Genomic DNA, 14073 nt, shown 5'->3' with positions numbered 1-14073 from the left:
GTCATGCGTCCTGTCTGGTGGAAGCAGCCGCGCGCCTGCGGGCGACCTCCTCCACGGCGATGGCGGCCATCGCCTTCTTGTCGAGCTTGCCGGTGGCGGTGACGGCCATCGCATCGACCAGCACCAGATGTTCGGGCCATTTCTTGCGGGACAGGCCCTGCTGAGAGAGATGGTCGAGTAACATGGACAGGTCGATGCTCCCGTCGTCCGTTCGCAGCCGGCAGACGGCGCAGGCCTGCTCCCCAAGCTTGCGTTCGGGCACGGCAACCACCGCCACCTCCGCGATGGCGGGATGGCGCAGCAGGGCCGCCTCCACCTCGGCAGGGTCGATGTTGAAGCCACCGCGAATGATCTGGTCCTTGATGCGGCCGACCACGCGGACGAAGCCGACCTCATCGCGAACGATCTCGTCGCCGGTCAGGTAGAAGCCATCGGGCGTCATGCGTTCCTGCCCCGCCCCCATGCCCTGCGCATAGCCGAGGAAGAGCGAGGGACCACGCACGCCCGCCTGCCCCCGGCTGCCGCGTGGCAGGGCGCGCAGCTCGGCATCGAACGCCTCTTCCTGCGTGCCGGGAAAGGGGATGCCGTCGAAAAGCTGGCGGCGCTCCAGCGAATGGGCCGGGTGGGTGGACGCATGGCCCATGCATTCGGACATGCCGAACATCCGCAGCGCCTTGAGGCCGAGCAGCCGGTCGGCGTCCTCGATCAGTTCGGGCGTCATCGCGCTGCCGCCCACCGCCATGGCGCGAAGCGGAAGGCGACCGGACCATTCGCCGAGCCGGGCCGCCTCCACCATCGTGAAAAGATGCGTCGGAACCGCGATCGCCCAGCCGCACCCATAATGTTCCGCCCGCCGCAGCGCTTCGGCGGGCACCCATGGGTCGACCAGCACAAGCGGATGCCCCAATGACAGCGCGAAATGCGCCGTGAAGGTGAAGCCGGGCGCGCTGTCGAGCGGGACGATGCCCAGGATCGCGTCGTCCGGTTCCAGTCCGGCGATGGCCGCGCAGGCACGGGTGGCATAATTCAGGGCTTCCGGGCCGTGCATCACCCCCTTGGGCACGCCGGTGCTGCCGGAGGTGAAGCCGATGAGCACGGCGTTCCGATCGCGCGGGTCGGTCGACCGTTCGCCGGCCGCAGCGGTCACATCGGGCAAGGTGCTGCCGGTGCCGCTCACCTTGGCGGCATGGCCGAGCAGGGATTCGAGCAGGGCAAGATCGCCCGCTCCAAGCTTTGGCGACACGGGACAGAAGGTCGCCTGCAACGAAGATATGGCAAGCGCCGTGGCGATCGTCGCGGCGTTTTTGTGCGCGGTGACGAGGACGCGATCACCCGGCCCGACCCCTGCCGCCTTCAGCAAGGCCGCGATCTCGATCGCCTGCCCTCTCAACGCCCCGCGGCTCCACAGGCGGTCGCCGCAATCCGCAAGGGCAAGGGCATCCGGTGCGGCGTCGGCAAGACGGAGGAATTGCGGCCAGAGCCGCTCGGCATCCCATTCGAACGCCGGATGGCTTTGCTCTTCACGCAAGGGATTGGCCTCCATCTACCAGGAAGGTCTGACCCGTGATGAAACTGCCCGCTTCGGACGCCAGCAGGGCCAGCGTGCCGGCCACTTCGTCAGGGCGGCCGAAGCGGCGCATCAATATGCCCGCCCGCGTCTTTTCCTGGATGGCGGGGTCGAGCGTCTCTGTCATCCCCGTTTCGATCGAGCCGGGCGCGATGGCGTTGACGCGGATGTTGTGCCTCGCCCATTGGGCGGCGAGATCGCTGGTCAGGTGAACGATCGCCGCCTTGCTGGTGGTATAGGGAACGACCTGCCCTTCGTCCGGCTGATAGGACAGGAATGCGCCAACCGACGCGATGTTGACGATCGCGCCACCGCCCGCCGCGATCATGTGACGCGCGGCGTGGCGGCAGGCGAGGAAGGTGCCCGTCACATTGACGTCCATCACCTTCTGCCAGCCCTTGAGCGGGATATCCTCTGGCAGGCCCCACCAGGACGCGCCCGCATTGTTGATGAGAATATCGAGGCCACCCAGCCGATCGACAGTCGTCGCGATCGCCGCCTCGACCGACGCCTCGTCGGCGATGTTGCAGGAAAGGCCGACAGCCGGAACCCGGAACCGTTCAGCCATGCCCGCCGCCAGATCGGCGCAGTCGGCCTCCGTGCGGGACGCGAGGGCGACCGCGCAGCCAAGGTCGGCCAGTGTCGCGGCCATGGCTTCGGCCAGGGCACCGCGTCCGCCGGTAATGAGCGCGCGCTTGCCGTCGAGACGGAACTGAGCAGCGGTGAAACCAGGGTTCCAGTCAGCCATGATCTTCTCCGGCAAGCAAATCGACCTCATCGGTGATGAGGATGATGCGCCGACCGCCCATACCCTTGGTCTGAGCGGTGGCCGACGTCCATTCGGGCGAAGCGAAGGCGGCGTCGAGCGCCGCCTGATCAGCGAAAGTCAGCACGGCGTGACCGTCCCAGCCCGGTGCATCCGGATTGTCATAATCCTTCGTCACCGCGCCGTGCCGATAGGCCATAAGGCCGGGCAGGACCCTGGCGGCGTCGGCATGGGGGCCGCGCCACCAGGTGGTGAACTGCTCGTGCGTCCAGTCCTGCGGCCGGCTGGCCAGGACGACCATGCTGACCGCCATGGCTTACTTGCCCGTCCAGACCGGCTGGCGCTTCTCGAGGAACGCCGCGACGCCTTCCTTCGCATCGGCGGAATGGTGGACGACGTTGCAGGTCATCGTTTCCAGCGTGATGAGCGAGTTGGTGTCGGCATCCATGCCGCGATTGACCGCCATCTTGGTCATCCACATGCAGAAGGGGCTCTTGTCGATCAGCGGCGCGCAGAAATCCTGGATCAGCTGTTCAAGCTGTTCACTGGGCGCCGACGCGTTGCACAGGCCCCATTCGACGCATTCCTTGCCCGACAGAAGCTTGCCGGTCAGCATCAGCTCCTTCGACTTGCGCATGCCGATATAGCGCGGCAGGCGATAGATCGGGCCAGCACCGCCGAACAAGGCACGACGGATGTGGAAGTCGCCGATCTTGGCGTCGTCGGCGGCGATGCCGAAGTCGCAGGAGATGAAGAGTTCGAACCCGCCGGCGACGGCATAGCCCTCGACGCAGGCAATGGTCGGCTTCTTCATGTTGTAGATCTTGTCATAGGTGCGCGCCGAATCGATCGCGAGCTGAAGCGAGGTGCTGGTTTCGTGCAGCACCGGCCCGACGAGCTGCCCGAGGTCCGCGCCGGCGCAGAAGGTATTGCCGCGACCGCGGAACACGACCGCCAGGACCGAATCGTCCTCGGCCGCCTTGTCCACCGCGACCTCCAGGTCGCGCAGAAGCTGGGGGCTGACGCAATTCTTCACATGGGGGCGATTGAGCCAGATTGTGCAGATACCATTGTCAGCCACTTCATATTGGATGACGTCCTTTTCCGGTTCCATGTAAGTCTCTCCTTGGCAAAGATGTGAAAAATCGGTCGTTTCAGCGGACGATGCCGCCGTCTTCTGGTGGGGCGAGCATCCCGCCCACCGCCATCCAGGCGGCGATCCCCGCCGATGGGACGGCGCAGAGCACCGCTTCGGCAATTTCCTCGTCGCTCGCGCCGGCATTGCGCGCACCGCGCACATGGGTTGCCGCCATGGGGCTGTATCCGGCCGCGAGTATGGTGAGCAGAAGCAGCTCGCCATATTTGGCGGAAAGCGGGTTCGCATCGATGCTGCCCCGCCGCATGAGATAATAGGCGTCCGCCGCTTCGGGCACGAGACGCATCAGCGCGCCGAGCGGCGCCGGGATGCTCCCCGCCCAATAGGCGCGGAAATTGGCCTCCGCTTCTCCCTCCGCCGCCGTCGGCAGCGGTTGCGGGTCCGGCGCCTGGGTGTCGCCAAAGCTCTCTTCAATGATCTGCGCGAAATCGAGCGCCGCAGCCTCGCCACGGAGGCTGGACAGCACGATGAGGCCGGCAGTGGCCTCCTTCGAGGTCAGGCCGAGCGACGCGCCGCGCTCCAGTTCCCGGCGCGCAAGCGACAAATGGCGGCGATCGACGGCAGCCACCGCCGCGAACAGCGCTTTCAAACGAGCGGGCACCGCGCCGTCCGACTCGATCAACGACCGGAAAATGTCGTAGCCGGCAAGCGTGTACGGCGCATGGCCCTGCAGCAGGGCAACATCCATGAGTGGGCTATTCGTCATCGCTTGCTCTCCTGCCGTTCAGATGATCGACCGACTGGTCGGGCGTCAATAAAAAATTTCTCTCCTGACCAGTTTGACAGCCGACCGACCGGTCGACTATTTAACGCTCGACCGATCGGTCGGGCGAGTCTTATAGCAAGAGCGGGCCGGCTCGAATCCGGCGGCATAAGTGGAGCGGATGCGTGGATTTCGAACAGTCGGCAAAATCCAGGGAATGGATGGAACGCGTGCGCGCTTTCATGGAGGAGCACATCGTTCCTGCCGTTCCCGTCTATCACCGGCAGTCCGCCGCGATCGACCGCTGGACCGAAATCCCGCCGGTGTTCGACGAGCTCAAGGACAAGGCGCGGCAGGCGGGGCTGTGGAACATCTTCATGCCGCCATCTGAGCATGATGATGAATTTTTCACCAGCGTCGGCCTTACCAACGTCGAATATGCCCCCATTGCCGAATTGATGGGCCGCATCTCCTTCGCCTCCGAGGTGTTCAACTGCATGGCGCCGGACACCGGCAATTTCGAGGTGCTGCATCGGTACGGCACGGCCGAGCAGAAGCAGCGTTTCATGGTGCCGTTGCGCGACGGGATGACCCGGTCCGCATTCCTGATGACCGAACCGGCCGTCGCCTCCTCCGATGCGCGCAACATCACGACGGACATTCGCCGCGACGGCGGTGACTATGTCATCAACGGCCGGAAATGGTGGTCGTCGGGCGCTGGCCATCCGCGTTGCGACTTCTTCATCGTCATGGGCAAGACCGACCCGGATGCCGCGCCCTACCGGCAGCAGTCGATGATCCTGGTGCCGCGCGACACGCCGGGCGTGACGCTCGTCCGCCACCTCCCCGTCTTCGGTTATGATCATGCGCCGCACGGGCATTTCGAGGTGGCGCTGGAGGATGTCCGCGTGCCGGCGGAGAATATGCTGCTCGGCGAAGGCTGCGGCTTCGAGATCGCGCAGGGGCGCCTTGGTCCCGGCCGCATCCACCACACGATGCGCAACATCGCGACCATGGAAGTCGCGCTGGAGAAGATGTGTCGCCGCCTCCTGTCGCGACGGGCCTTCGGCAAGGCGATTGCCGAACATTCCGTCTGGGAAGAACGGATCGCCCGCGCCCGTTGCGAGATCGAGATGGCGCGCCTGCTCTGCCTGAAGGCCGCGCATATGATGGACACGGTCGGCAACAAGGCCGCCCGCGCCGAGATCGCCATGATCAAGATCGCCGCCCCCAAAATGGCGCAACAGATCGTCGATGACGCCATCCAGGCGCATGGCGGCGGCGGGGTCAGCGACGATTTCGGCCTGGCCGAACTTTGGGCGAACACCCGCATCGTGCGGCTGACGGATGGGCCGGACGAAGTCCACGAACGCCAGCTCGCCCGGATGGAACTCGCCAAATATGCCGAGGGCGCAGCATCATGAGCGCCACGCAGCCTGCCGCGACGATCGGCGCGACGATCGATGTCGCCGCCAACAGTGCGTTCGACGAAACCCGCCTTGCCGCTTATCTGGCGGGCCGGCTCGCCGATTTTTCCGGACCCATGCGCGTGCAGCGGTTCGAGGGCGGACAATCCAACCCGACCTATCTTCTGTCGACGCAGGACCACCGCTATGTCCTGCGGCGCAAGCCCGCGGGGATTTTGCTGAAGTCCGCCCATGCGGTGGACCGCGAATATCGCATTACCAAGGCACTGCACGAAGCCGGCCTGCCCGTTGCCGAGCCGCTGCTGCTGTGCGAGGACGAGGATGTTATCGGCAGCATCTTCTATGTGATGCGCTATGTTCCGGGGCGCAGTTTCTGGGACCCGCTCATGCCCGGCCTCGACCGGGCGGAGCGCGCCGCGATCTATGATAGCGCCAATGAAACGCTTGCCCGCCTGCATCTGGTCGATTTCGCGGCGTTAGGGCTCGCCGACTATGGCAAGCCGGGCAATTATTTCACGCGGCAGATTTCCCGCTGGTCCCGGCAATATGAAGCCTCGCGCACACGCGACATCCCGGAGATGGACCGGCTTGTCGCCTGGTTGCCGGATGCGATTCCCGACACCGAAGAGCGCACCACGATCATCCATGGCGACTATTCCTTCCACAACCTGCTGGTCCATCCGACGGAGCCGCGCGTCTGCGCCGTCATAGACTGGGAATTGTCGACCCTGGGCGATCCGCTGGGCGACCTCACCTATCATATGATGGAGTGGTTCAGGCCGGAGGGCGTGGACGTTCGCGGAACCTTGCAGGGCGCCGATCTTGCCGGGCTGGGGATACCCACGGCTGAAGAATATGCCCGGCGCTATTGCGAGCGAACCGGCCTTCGCTGCGATCCGACGCACCCCTTCTACCGCGCCTTCAACCTGTTCCGCGTCGCTGCCATCCTGCAAGGCATTGCGGGGCGGGCACGGGACGGCGTGCAGACCGCAACAAATGCCGGCGACATCGTCACACGGATCGAGCCACTCGCCAAGGCCGCCTGGCTGGCGGCGCAGGAGGCGGGCGCACGCTGACCTTCTCACTGCATGAAACGAGATTTCGGGGCGAAATACATAACAGCCCTAATCAGAGGGAGAGAGATGATGACAAGATTCAAATTTGGCCGATTGGCGCTCCTTTCGGGATGCGCGATTGCCGGGATCATCGTGCCGGCCCATGCGCAAACCGCAGCGACGGCGGCTACCGAGCCGCAGCCGGTGGAGGATGCCGGCGCGTCGTCCGCGCGAGACATCATCGTCACCGGAACGCGCGTCGTACGCGACGGCTATAACCAGCCGACGCCGGTGACCGTCGCGCCGACCACGGAGCTGGAGAAGGCGACCCCCACCAACCTCGCCGATGCGATCAACAAGCTGCCGCAATTCGCCAACTCGGTCAGCCCGCAGTCCAACAGCCAGTTGCAGGGCAACAGCGGCGAGCATGGCAATCTGCTCAACCTGCGCGGCGTCGGTCCGACGCGGGCACTGATCCTGCTCGACGGCATCCGCGTGCCGCCTACGACTTTCCGTGGCGCGGTGGACGTCAACACCATCCCGCAACTGCTGATCCAGCGTGTCGACGTTGTGACCGGCGGCGCTTCGGCCGTCTACGGCTCCGACGCGGTCAGCGGCGCGGTCAACTTCGTCCTCGACAAGAAGTTCGAGGGCGTGAAAGGCGTCGCGCAGCGCGGTGTGTCGACGCGCGGCGACCTGGGCAACTACCGCATCGGCATTGCGGGCGGCCTCAGCTTTGCGGGCGATCGCGGTCATATCCTCGCCTCGATCGAGCGCTTCCAAAGCGATGGGATCAAGCGCAGCGCGCGCATCTACGGCGACGATGCCTATGCGGCCGTGGGTTCGGTCCCCGGATCGACCGCCGCGCCGGGTCGCCAGGCAAACCCGTTCATCTTCCTGCCGAACCTGCGTTTTACGACGAACGACTATAATAACGGCATCATCCTGACGAGCACCGTGCCCTCGCTCACCAACACTATCTTCCTGCCCGGCGGCGCGGTGCGGCCCATTCAGCGCGGGACGGCCACCGGCACGCCGGGCACCAATGTGGGCGGCGACGGCCTCTATATCCCAGGTTTCAACCAGTTGATCGCGCCGCTGACGACCACCCAGGGCTTCGGCCGACTGTCGTACGACCTTAGCGACGCGCTGACGGCGCACGTCCAGGGCAGCTACTCGCGCAGCGTCACCCGCTACGATACGCAGGCCCAGTCGGTGCTCGGCTTCCGGTTCTTCAGTGGCAACGCCTTCCTGAACCCCGCGGTCCAGGCGCAGATGGGCCCGAACGACAGCTTCACCGTCTTTCGCTTCATCGGCGAACAGGGTCCCATCCCGACGCGCGAGGCGACCAATGCCTATCTGATCAACGGCGGGCTTGAGTGGAACCTGGGGGGCTGGAACATCACCGCCGACTATACCCATGGCAGGTCCGTCACCAAATTCGCCCAGACGCAGATCGAGATTCCCAAGCTTGCGGCAGCCCTGGACGCGGTTCGCGACCCCAATGGTTCGATCGTCTGCCGCGTCACGCTGACCAACCCCGGCCTTTATCCTGGATGCGTCCCGCTCAATGTCTTCGGCGCGGGAACGCCCTCCACAGCCGATCTGCAAACCGTCCTAGGCGTATCCCGCTACCGCGCCATGAACACGACCGACGATTTCGTCCTGTCGGCGCGGGGAGACCTTTTCGAGCTTCCGGCAGGGCCCGTCACGGTCGCCATAGGCGGGCAATATCGCAAGCAGAAGCTGGACCTGACGTCCAATTCCGATCCCGCGGTGCCCGTCGACTTCACCGGGCTGCGGGGCATCCCGGCCAATCGCATGACCCGTTTCAACAACACCAATGTCGGCTCCGCCTTCGGCAAGGTGAACGTGAAGGAAGTGTTTGCCGAAGCGCAGGTTCCGATATTCAAGAACCAGCGCTTCGCCGAGGAACTGAGCCTCAACGGTGCCTTCCGCCTCACCGACTACAGCACCAGCGGAAGCGTCAAGACCTGGAAGGTGGGCGCCGTCTACAAGCCGATCCAGGACATCATGTTCCGAGTCACGCGGTCCCGCGATATCCGGGCGCCTTCGCTGTTCGAACTGTTCGCCGGCGTCCAGACCGCGCCTGTGAACTTCAACGATCCCCACACGGGCACGCCAGGTTCGATCCGTCAGTTCAGTGGCGGCAACCCCGACCTAGATCCCGAAACCGGCGACACCTTTGCCGCGGGCGTGGTCCTCAGTCCGAGTTTCCTGCCCGGCTTTGACCTTTCGGTCGATTATTACGATCTCAAGATCAAGGGCGCCATCGCCACGCAGGGGCTGAACGATGTCGTCAACGAGTGTGAAACGTCGAACGGCACGTCGCCGACATGCGCCCTCATCGAAAGGCCGCTGCCGTTCAGCGATCGCTCGCCCGCCAACTATCCGATTTCGGTGAGCCTCATCACGCAGAATATCAGCTTCCTGCGTACCAGCGGCCTCGACATCACCATGTCATACCGCACCAGGCTCGGCGATGGCGAACTCGCGCTGCGCGCCTCCGGCAATTATCTGGACCGCTACAAGACGCAGACAAACTCGATCGCGCCGGTGATCGATTATGCCGGGCATGGCGTCAACAGCCAGACGGCCTATGCCTATCCCAAGTTCAGGGGCACGCTCAGCGCCAATTACTCCCATGGCGGCCTCACCCTGTTCGTGCAGGAATCGATGATCGGCAAGGTGACCATCGGCAACCTGAAAAACGATCCGACGTCCTTTTATGCTGTCCCGGCGATCAAGCCGGTCTTCTATACCGACGCCACGGCATCCTATAAATTCGACGTCCGCGGGGAGCCGGAGCTGTTCGTGACCGCCACGAACCTGCTGGATCGCAAGCCGCCTTTGGTTGCCGCGGCAGCCGCGCCGGGACTTCTCTACCCCACGCTGTTCACGCTCTACAATGTCGCAGGGCGCACGCTTACGGCGGGGGTCCGTTTCAAGTTCTGATGGATTGCCGCATGGACTGCCCGCAAGGGACGTTCGACAGTCCAGGGAGGCTCGCCCAAGGCGGGCCTCCCTTCAATCCAGGCGCCTTTCAAGAGGTAATCGCATGACCAGCCAGCCCATCGGACTTACCGCCCCGCCGACGACCTCCGCGGCCGGGTTGCGCCGCATGATGCTGGTCATGCTGGGCCTGGTGTCGATGTTCAACTATATCGATCGCACCGTCCTGTCGGTGCTCCAGGAGCCGATCAAGCGTGAACTGGGGTTGAGCGACGGGCAGCTCGGACTGCTCACCGGCCTTGCCTTCGCACTGTTCTACGCGACGCTGTCGCTTCCGATCGCGCGTCTGGCGGACCGCTTCAATCGCCGCAACATCATCGCCGCGTCGCTCGCCACCTGGAGCGGCATGACGGCTCTCTCGGGACTGGCGACCGGCTTTGGCTCCCTGGTCGCGTTCCGCATCGGCGTCGCGTTGGGAGAAGCGGGTTCCGTGCCGGCTTCCCATTCCATCATCGCCGACTATTACCCGCCCGAAAAGCGGGTCACGGCGCTCGCTTCATGGGGGCTGGCGCTCCCGGCGGGGATCATGCTGGGCTATGCATCGGGCGGCTGGATCGCTTCCGCGCTGGGGTGGCGCCTTGCCTTTGGGGTGATAGGCGTCGCAGGGCTGGCGCTGGCGCCACTCGTCCTGCTGCTCGTGCGGGAACCTGCGCGTGCGGGATCGAGCGGTTCGACCCGAACAGAACAAGCGCCGCCCCTCGGCGAGGCCATGCGCTTCCTGTGGCGGTTGCGGACCTATCGCTACATGCTGATCGGCACGACGCTTCATGCCTTCGCCCAATATGCGATGATGAGCTGGTCCGCGCCCTTCTACATGCGCGTCCATCACATGCCGCTTGCGGACGTCGCCTCCTGGCTGGCGCTGATGAACGGGCTGGGCGGCGGCATCGGGATCTATCTGGGTGGCCGCCTGTCGGACGCGGCGGGATCTCGCAACCCGGCGGGTCGCGTCTGGGTGAGCGCCGTTGCGATGCTGCTGATGGTGCCGGCGGCACTGATCCAGTTCCTGACCCCCTCGCTGACGGCATCGCTGGCGTTCGGCTTCGTCGCGACCATGCTGATGTTCTTCTATTACGGCCCGATCATAGGCGTCCCGCAGTCGATCGTCCCGCCCCGCATCCGGGCCTTGACCTCTGCCGTGACCCTGCTCGTCTTCAACCTGTTCGGTCTGGGCCTGGGCCCGGCCGTGACCGGGTTCCTCAGCGATCGGCTGGCAGGCGCCGGGATGCACGACACATCGCTGCGTTTCGCGCTTTCGGCCGTGGTGCTGTTCTCGCTCGCCGGCGCGGGCAGTATCGGATGGGCATCACGCTTCTATGCGTCCGATCTCAAGAAACATTGATGACCCCGTTCGCACCGCTGGCTGATGATGCGCTTTACCGGCCCGCCTGGCTCAGCAGGCTGCGGAACAGCCCGGCATCAGGCCACTGTCCGGCCATTGTCGATCACGATCTCCGCCCCGTTCAAGCGGATCGATTCGTCCGACACCAGGAACAGGACCAGATCGGCAACATGTTCCGGCTGTCCTTCATATTTGCGGGCGGCGTCGCGCAATTCGGGCGCGGCAAAATGATAGGCCTCACGGACCATATGCGTATCATGCGAACCGGGCAGGACGACATTGGCGCGAACGGGGTGGCCCTGCTGCTGGCAATGAACGATCAGGCTGCGCGTCATGGAGAGCACGGCACCCTTGGCCGCGCTATAGGCGAATACCGCCGGATTGCCGCGGATCGCAGCCACGGACGCGATGTTGACGATCGATCCTGCGCCGCTGGCCGCCAGTGCCGGCAGGCAGGTCTTGCATCCCAGGAACGTCCCTTCGGCGGAAACCGACATCACGCGGCGGAACGCCTCCAGCGACGACTGCTCGACCGTTTCAAAGGCGGCGATGCCCGCATTGTTGACCAGCGCGTCGAGGCGGCCATGGGTGCGCATGATCTTCGCCAGGACGGCCTGCCATTGCGCTTCGCAGGTCACGTCCAGGCCCAAGGCCATTGCGGCCGGAAGCGTCTCTGCGACCCGCTGCGCTTCCGCCTCGTCAATGTCGGCGACGACTACCCGCGCGCCCTCGCGCGTCAATGCTTCGGCATCGGCCTTGCCCAGTCCGTGCGCGGCGCCGGTCACGAGGACGACCTTGTCTTCGACCCTGCCCTTCCTGGTCATCGCCGATCCCCTCACGCTGCCAGCGCGGCACGGGCGGCAATTGGGCCGCCATGGAGGCGTGACAGCAACAACAGGCGGCGCAGCCCACGCCCCACCGCGAGTTCATCGGTCACACCCATGCCGCCATGCAATTGCACGGCGTCTTCCGCGAGTTTCAGGGCAGCGTCGCCAATATAGGCCCTTGCCGCCGTCACGGCCCGGACCCGCGCTTCCTCCTCGGCCAGGGCCGCCTTCAAAAGCAGGGAGCGGGATTGCTCCAGCCAGGTGTACATCCGCGCGCAGCGATGCTGCACGACCTGGAAGCTCGCAATCGGCTTGCCGAACTGGTGCCGCTGTCTGACATAATCGACCGTCAGGTCCAGCAGGGTCGCCATCGCGCCAACCAGTTCGGCGACGATCGACAGGCCGGCCAGGCCCTGAGCCTCCGCCCATATGCTCGCCGGAACCGCGAGGGGCACGGCCTGCGCGGCATCGAAACGCACATTGGCTGCCATGCTGCCGTCGACCAGACGGACCGGCATCCTGCGGACGCCGCTATCCTGAGCGTCTACCAGCAAAAGCGCGCCTACATTCGTCTCCACGACGAAGGCGTCGGCATCCATGCCGTCCCGGACAATGGCGGCCGATCCGCAGAGCCCTCCGTCGACAAGCGCGCCGCCCTGCGCAAATGCAAGCAGGACATCCCCCTGCATCAGCCTGGCGCCCCAGCGCGCGGCGGCGGGATCGGCAAGGATCGCTCGTCCGCACAGCAGGATGCCCTCGGCCAGCGGGGTGATCGCAAGGGCGCGCCCCATCTCTTCGGAGATGATCATCACCTCCACCGCGCCGCCGCCCAGCCCGCCTGCCTGCTCCGGCGCCAGCAGGGCAAAAAGGCCGAGTTCCCCCAATGCGCGCCAGTCGGAGGGAGACATCGGCCCTTTCGCCATGGTCGTCGCGTCATATCGGTCCGCCAGGAAGCGGCGGACCATGTCGCGCACCATCACCTGCTCATCGCTGAGCGCGAGGTTCATGGCTCAGAGCACCTCGATGATCGAGGCGTTGGCGATGCCACCGCCCTCGCACATGGTCTGAAGACCATAGCGCTGGCCCCGCGCCTTCAGCGCATGGATGAGCGTCGTCATCAGCTTCGTGCCTGTCGCGCCGAGCGGATGGCCGAGCGCAATGGCCCCGCCATTGACGTTCAGCCTTGCCGGATCGGCGTCGAGCGCCTTCATCCATGCCATGGGGATCGACGCGAAGGCTTCGTTCACCTCGAACAGATCGATGTCCTTCATGGCCATGCCGGCCCGATCGAGAACCCGGCGGGTCGCGGGAATCGGCTCTTCCAGCATGATGACCGGGTCGCCCGCCGTTACCGCCAGGTTGACGATACGGGCGATGGGCTTCAGGCCATGCGCCCTGACCGCCGCTTCGGACGCAATGAGCACGCCGCTCGCGCCGTCGCAGATCTGGCTGGCGGTGGCCGCAGAAAGCGTGCCGCCCTCGCTCAGCAGCTTGACCGAACCGATCGATTCCATCGACGCATCGGCCCGAACCCCCTCGTCGCGGTCATGAATCCCCTGCTCTCCTTCCGCCGTGACGATGGGCACCGGCACGATCTCGGCATCGAACGCGCCTGAATTCATCGCCGCTGCTGCCTTGTGGTGGCTGGCGAGCGCGAACCGGTCATGGTCGTCGCGGGTGAAGCCATATTTGTCGGCGATCATCTGCGCGCCGTGGAACTGGCTGAACATCTCGACTCCGTAGCGCTTCTGGATCGCCCCGGAAAATGGGTTGGCCCCGATGCCGCCCGCCTGGGCCAGCGTGATGGGAGACCCCATCGGCACACGCGTCATGCTTTCGACGCCCCCCGCGATCACGAGGTCCTGAAGCCCCGACATGACCGCCTGCGCCGCGAAATGCACCGCCTGCTGGGATGAGCCGCACTGCCGGTCGATCGTCACCGCCGGCACGCTGTCGGGCAGGCTGGACGCGAGCACGATGTTGCGACCAAAGGCGAAGGTCTGCTCGCCCACCTGGCTGACGCAGCCGATGATCACATCGTCGATCGCGGCGGGATCGACACCCGCGTCGGCGACGAGCGCGTCCAGCACGAGGGCGCCAAGGTCGGCGGGATGCCAGCCGGCGAGGCGACCGTTGCGGCGGCCGCCGGCGGTGCGGCGTGCGGACACGATATAGGCTTCAGGCATGATGCATCCTT

The 14073-nt window shown here is 65.3% G+C and carries 12 protein-coding genes; 4 read left to right on the top strand and 8 right to left on the bottom strand.

Annotated features, from left to right (window positions below; all coding sequences use genetic code 11):
* Position 1: 1 nt before the first annotated feature.
* Genes MRBLMC3_RS20545 through MRBLMC3_RS20525 form a run of 5 tightly spaced genes read right to left on the bottom strand, consistent with a single transcriptional unit; the run spans position 2 to position 4195 of the window.
* The gene (locus MRBLMC3_RS20545) at positions 2-1543 is read right to left on the bottom strand and encodes a class I adenylate-forming enzyme family protein (protein WP_363831927.1); all 1542 of its coding nucleotides are present in this window, start codon (positions 1541-1543) and stop codon (positions 2-4) included.
* On the bottom strand, positions 1521-2315 hold the full coding sequence (locus MRBLMC3_RS20540) for an SDR family NAD(P)-dependent oxidoreductase (protein ID WP_363756153.1): 795 nt from the start codon (positions 2313-2315) through the stop codon (positions 1521-1523). The genes MRBLMC3_RS20545 and MRBLMC3_RS20540 overlap by 23 nt, the downstream gene beginning before the upstream one ends.
* A complete protein-coding gene (locus MRBLMC3_RS20535; RefSeq protein ID WP_363831924.1) occupies positions 2308-2646 on the bottom strand; it encodes an EthD family reductase in 339 nt (112 codons plus the stop codon). The genes MRBLMC3_RS20540 and MRBLMC3_RS20535 overlap by 8 nt, the downstream gene beginning before the upstream one ends.
* A gap of 3 nt (positions 2647-2649) precedes the next feature.
* A complete protein-coding gene (locus MRBLMC3_RS20530) occupies positions 2650-3447 on the bottom strand; it encodes an enoyl-CoA hydratase/isomerase family protein (RefSeq protein ID WP_133653209.1) in 798 nt (265 codons plus the stop codon).
* A 40-nt stretch (positions 3448-3487) separates the two neighbouring features.
* Positions 3488-4195 carry a carboxymuconolactone decarboxylase family protein gene (locus MRBLMC3_RS20525; RefSeq protein ID WP_363831921.1) on the bottom strand — a complete coding sequence of 236 codons (708 nt, stop codon included), beginning with the start codon at positions 4193-4195 and terminating at the stop codon, positions 3488-3490.
* 182 nt (positions 4196-4377) lie between these two features.
* Between MRBLMC3_RS20525 and MRBLMC3_RS20520 the strand changes: the two genes are divergently transcribed.
* The 4 genes from MRBLMC3_RS20520 to MRBLMC3_RS20505 all read left to right on the top strand — a co-directional run bounded on the left by MRBLMC3_RS20520 (position 4378) and on the right by MRBLMC3_RS20505 (position 11049).
* Positions 4378-5616 (top strand): acyl-CoA dehydrogenase family protein, encoded by a 1239-nt coding sequence (locus MRBLMC3_RS20520; RefSeq protein WP_363831918.1) that lies wholly within the window; start codon positions 4378-4380, stop codon positions 5614-5616.
* Positions 5613-6695, top strand: coding sequence for a phosphotransferase family protein (locus tag MRBLMC3_RS20515; RefSeq protein ID WP_363831916.1), 1083 nt, complete (start codon positions 5613-5615; stop codon positions 6693-6695). Before MRBLMC3_RS20520 ends, MRBLMC3_RS20515 begins: the two co-directional genes overlap by 4 nt.
* Before the next feature lie 66 nt (positions 6696-6761).
* Positions 6762-9650, top strand: coding sequence for a TonB-dependent receptor domain-containing protein (locus MRBLMC3_RS20510; RefSeq protein WP_363831912.1), 2889 nt, complete (start codon positions 6762-6764; stop codon positions 9648-9650).
* A gap of 103 nt (positions 9651-9753) precedes the next feature.
* Positions 9754-11049 carry a spinster family MFS transporter gene (locus MRBLMC3_RS20505; RefSeq protein WP_363831910.1) on the top strand — a complete coding sequence of 432 codons (1296 nt, stop codon included), beginning with the start codon at positions 9754-9756 and terminating at the stop codon, positions 11047-11049.
* A 77-nt stretch (positions 11050-11126) separates the two neighbouring features.
* Here MRBLMC3_RS20505 and MRBLMC3_RS20500 read toward each other — a convergent pair whose 3' ends face one another.
* The 3 genes from MRBLMC3_RS20500 to MRBLMC3_RS20490 are packed head-to-tail and all read right to left on the bottom strand — an operon-like array spanning position 11127 to position 14062.
* Positions 11127-11873, bottom strand: coding sequence for an SDR family oxidoreductase (locus MRBLMC3_RS20500; protein ID WP_363831907.1), 747 nt, complete (start codon positions 11871-11873; stop codon positions 11127-11129).
* A gap of 11 nt (positions 11874-11884) precedes the next feature.
* The gene (locus MRBLMC3_RS20495; protein ID WP_363831904.1) at positions 11885-12883 is read right to left on the bottom strand and encodes an acyl-CoA dehydrogenase family protein; all 999 of its coding nucleotides are present in this window, start codon (positions 12881-12883) and stop codon (positions 11885-11887) included.
* Positions 12884-12886: 3 nt separating this feature from the next.
* Positions 12887-14062: an acetyl-CoA C-acetyltransferase gene (locus tag MRBLMC3_RS20490; protein ID WP_363831901.1), complete on the bottom strand. Its 1176-nt coding sequence runs from the start codon at positions 14060-14062 to the stop codon at positions 12887-12889.
* Between the last annotated feature and the right edge of the window lie 11 nt (positions 14063-14073).

It is taken from the genome of Sphingobium sp. LMC3-1-1.1, assembly GCF_040676285.1.
Lineage (GTDB): Bacteria > Pseudomonadota > Alphaproteobacteria > Sphingomonadales > Sphingomonadaceae > Sphingobium.
Note: the sequence above shows the minus strand (reverse complement) of the source record. Positions and strands in the feature narration are given on the sequence as shown.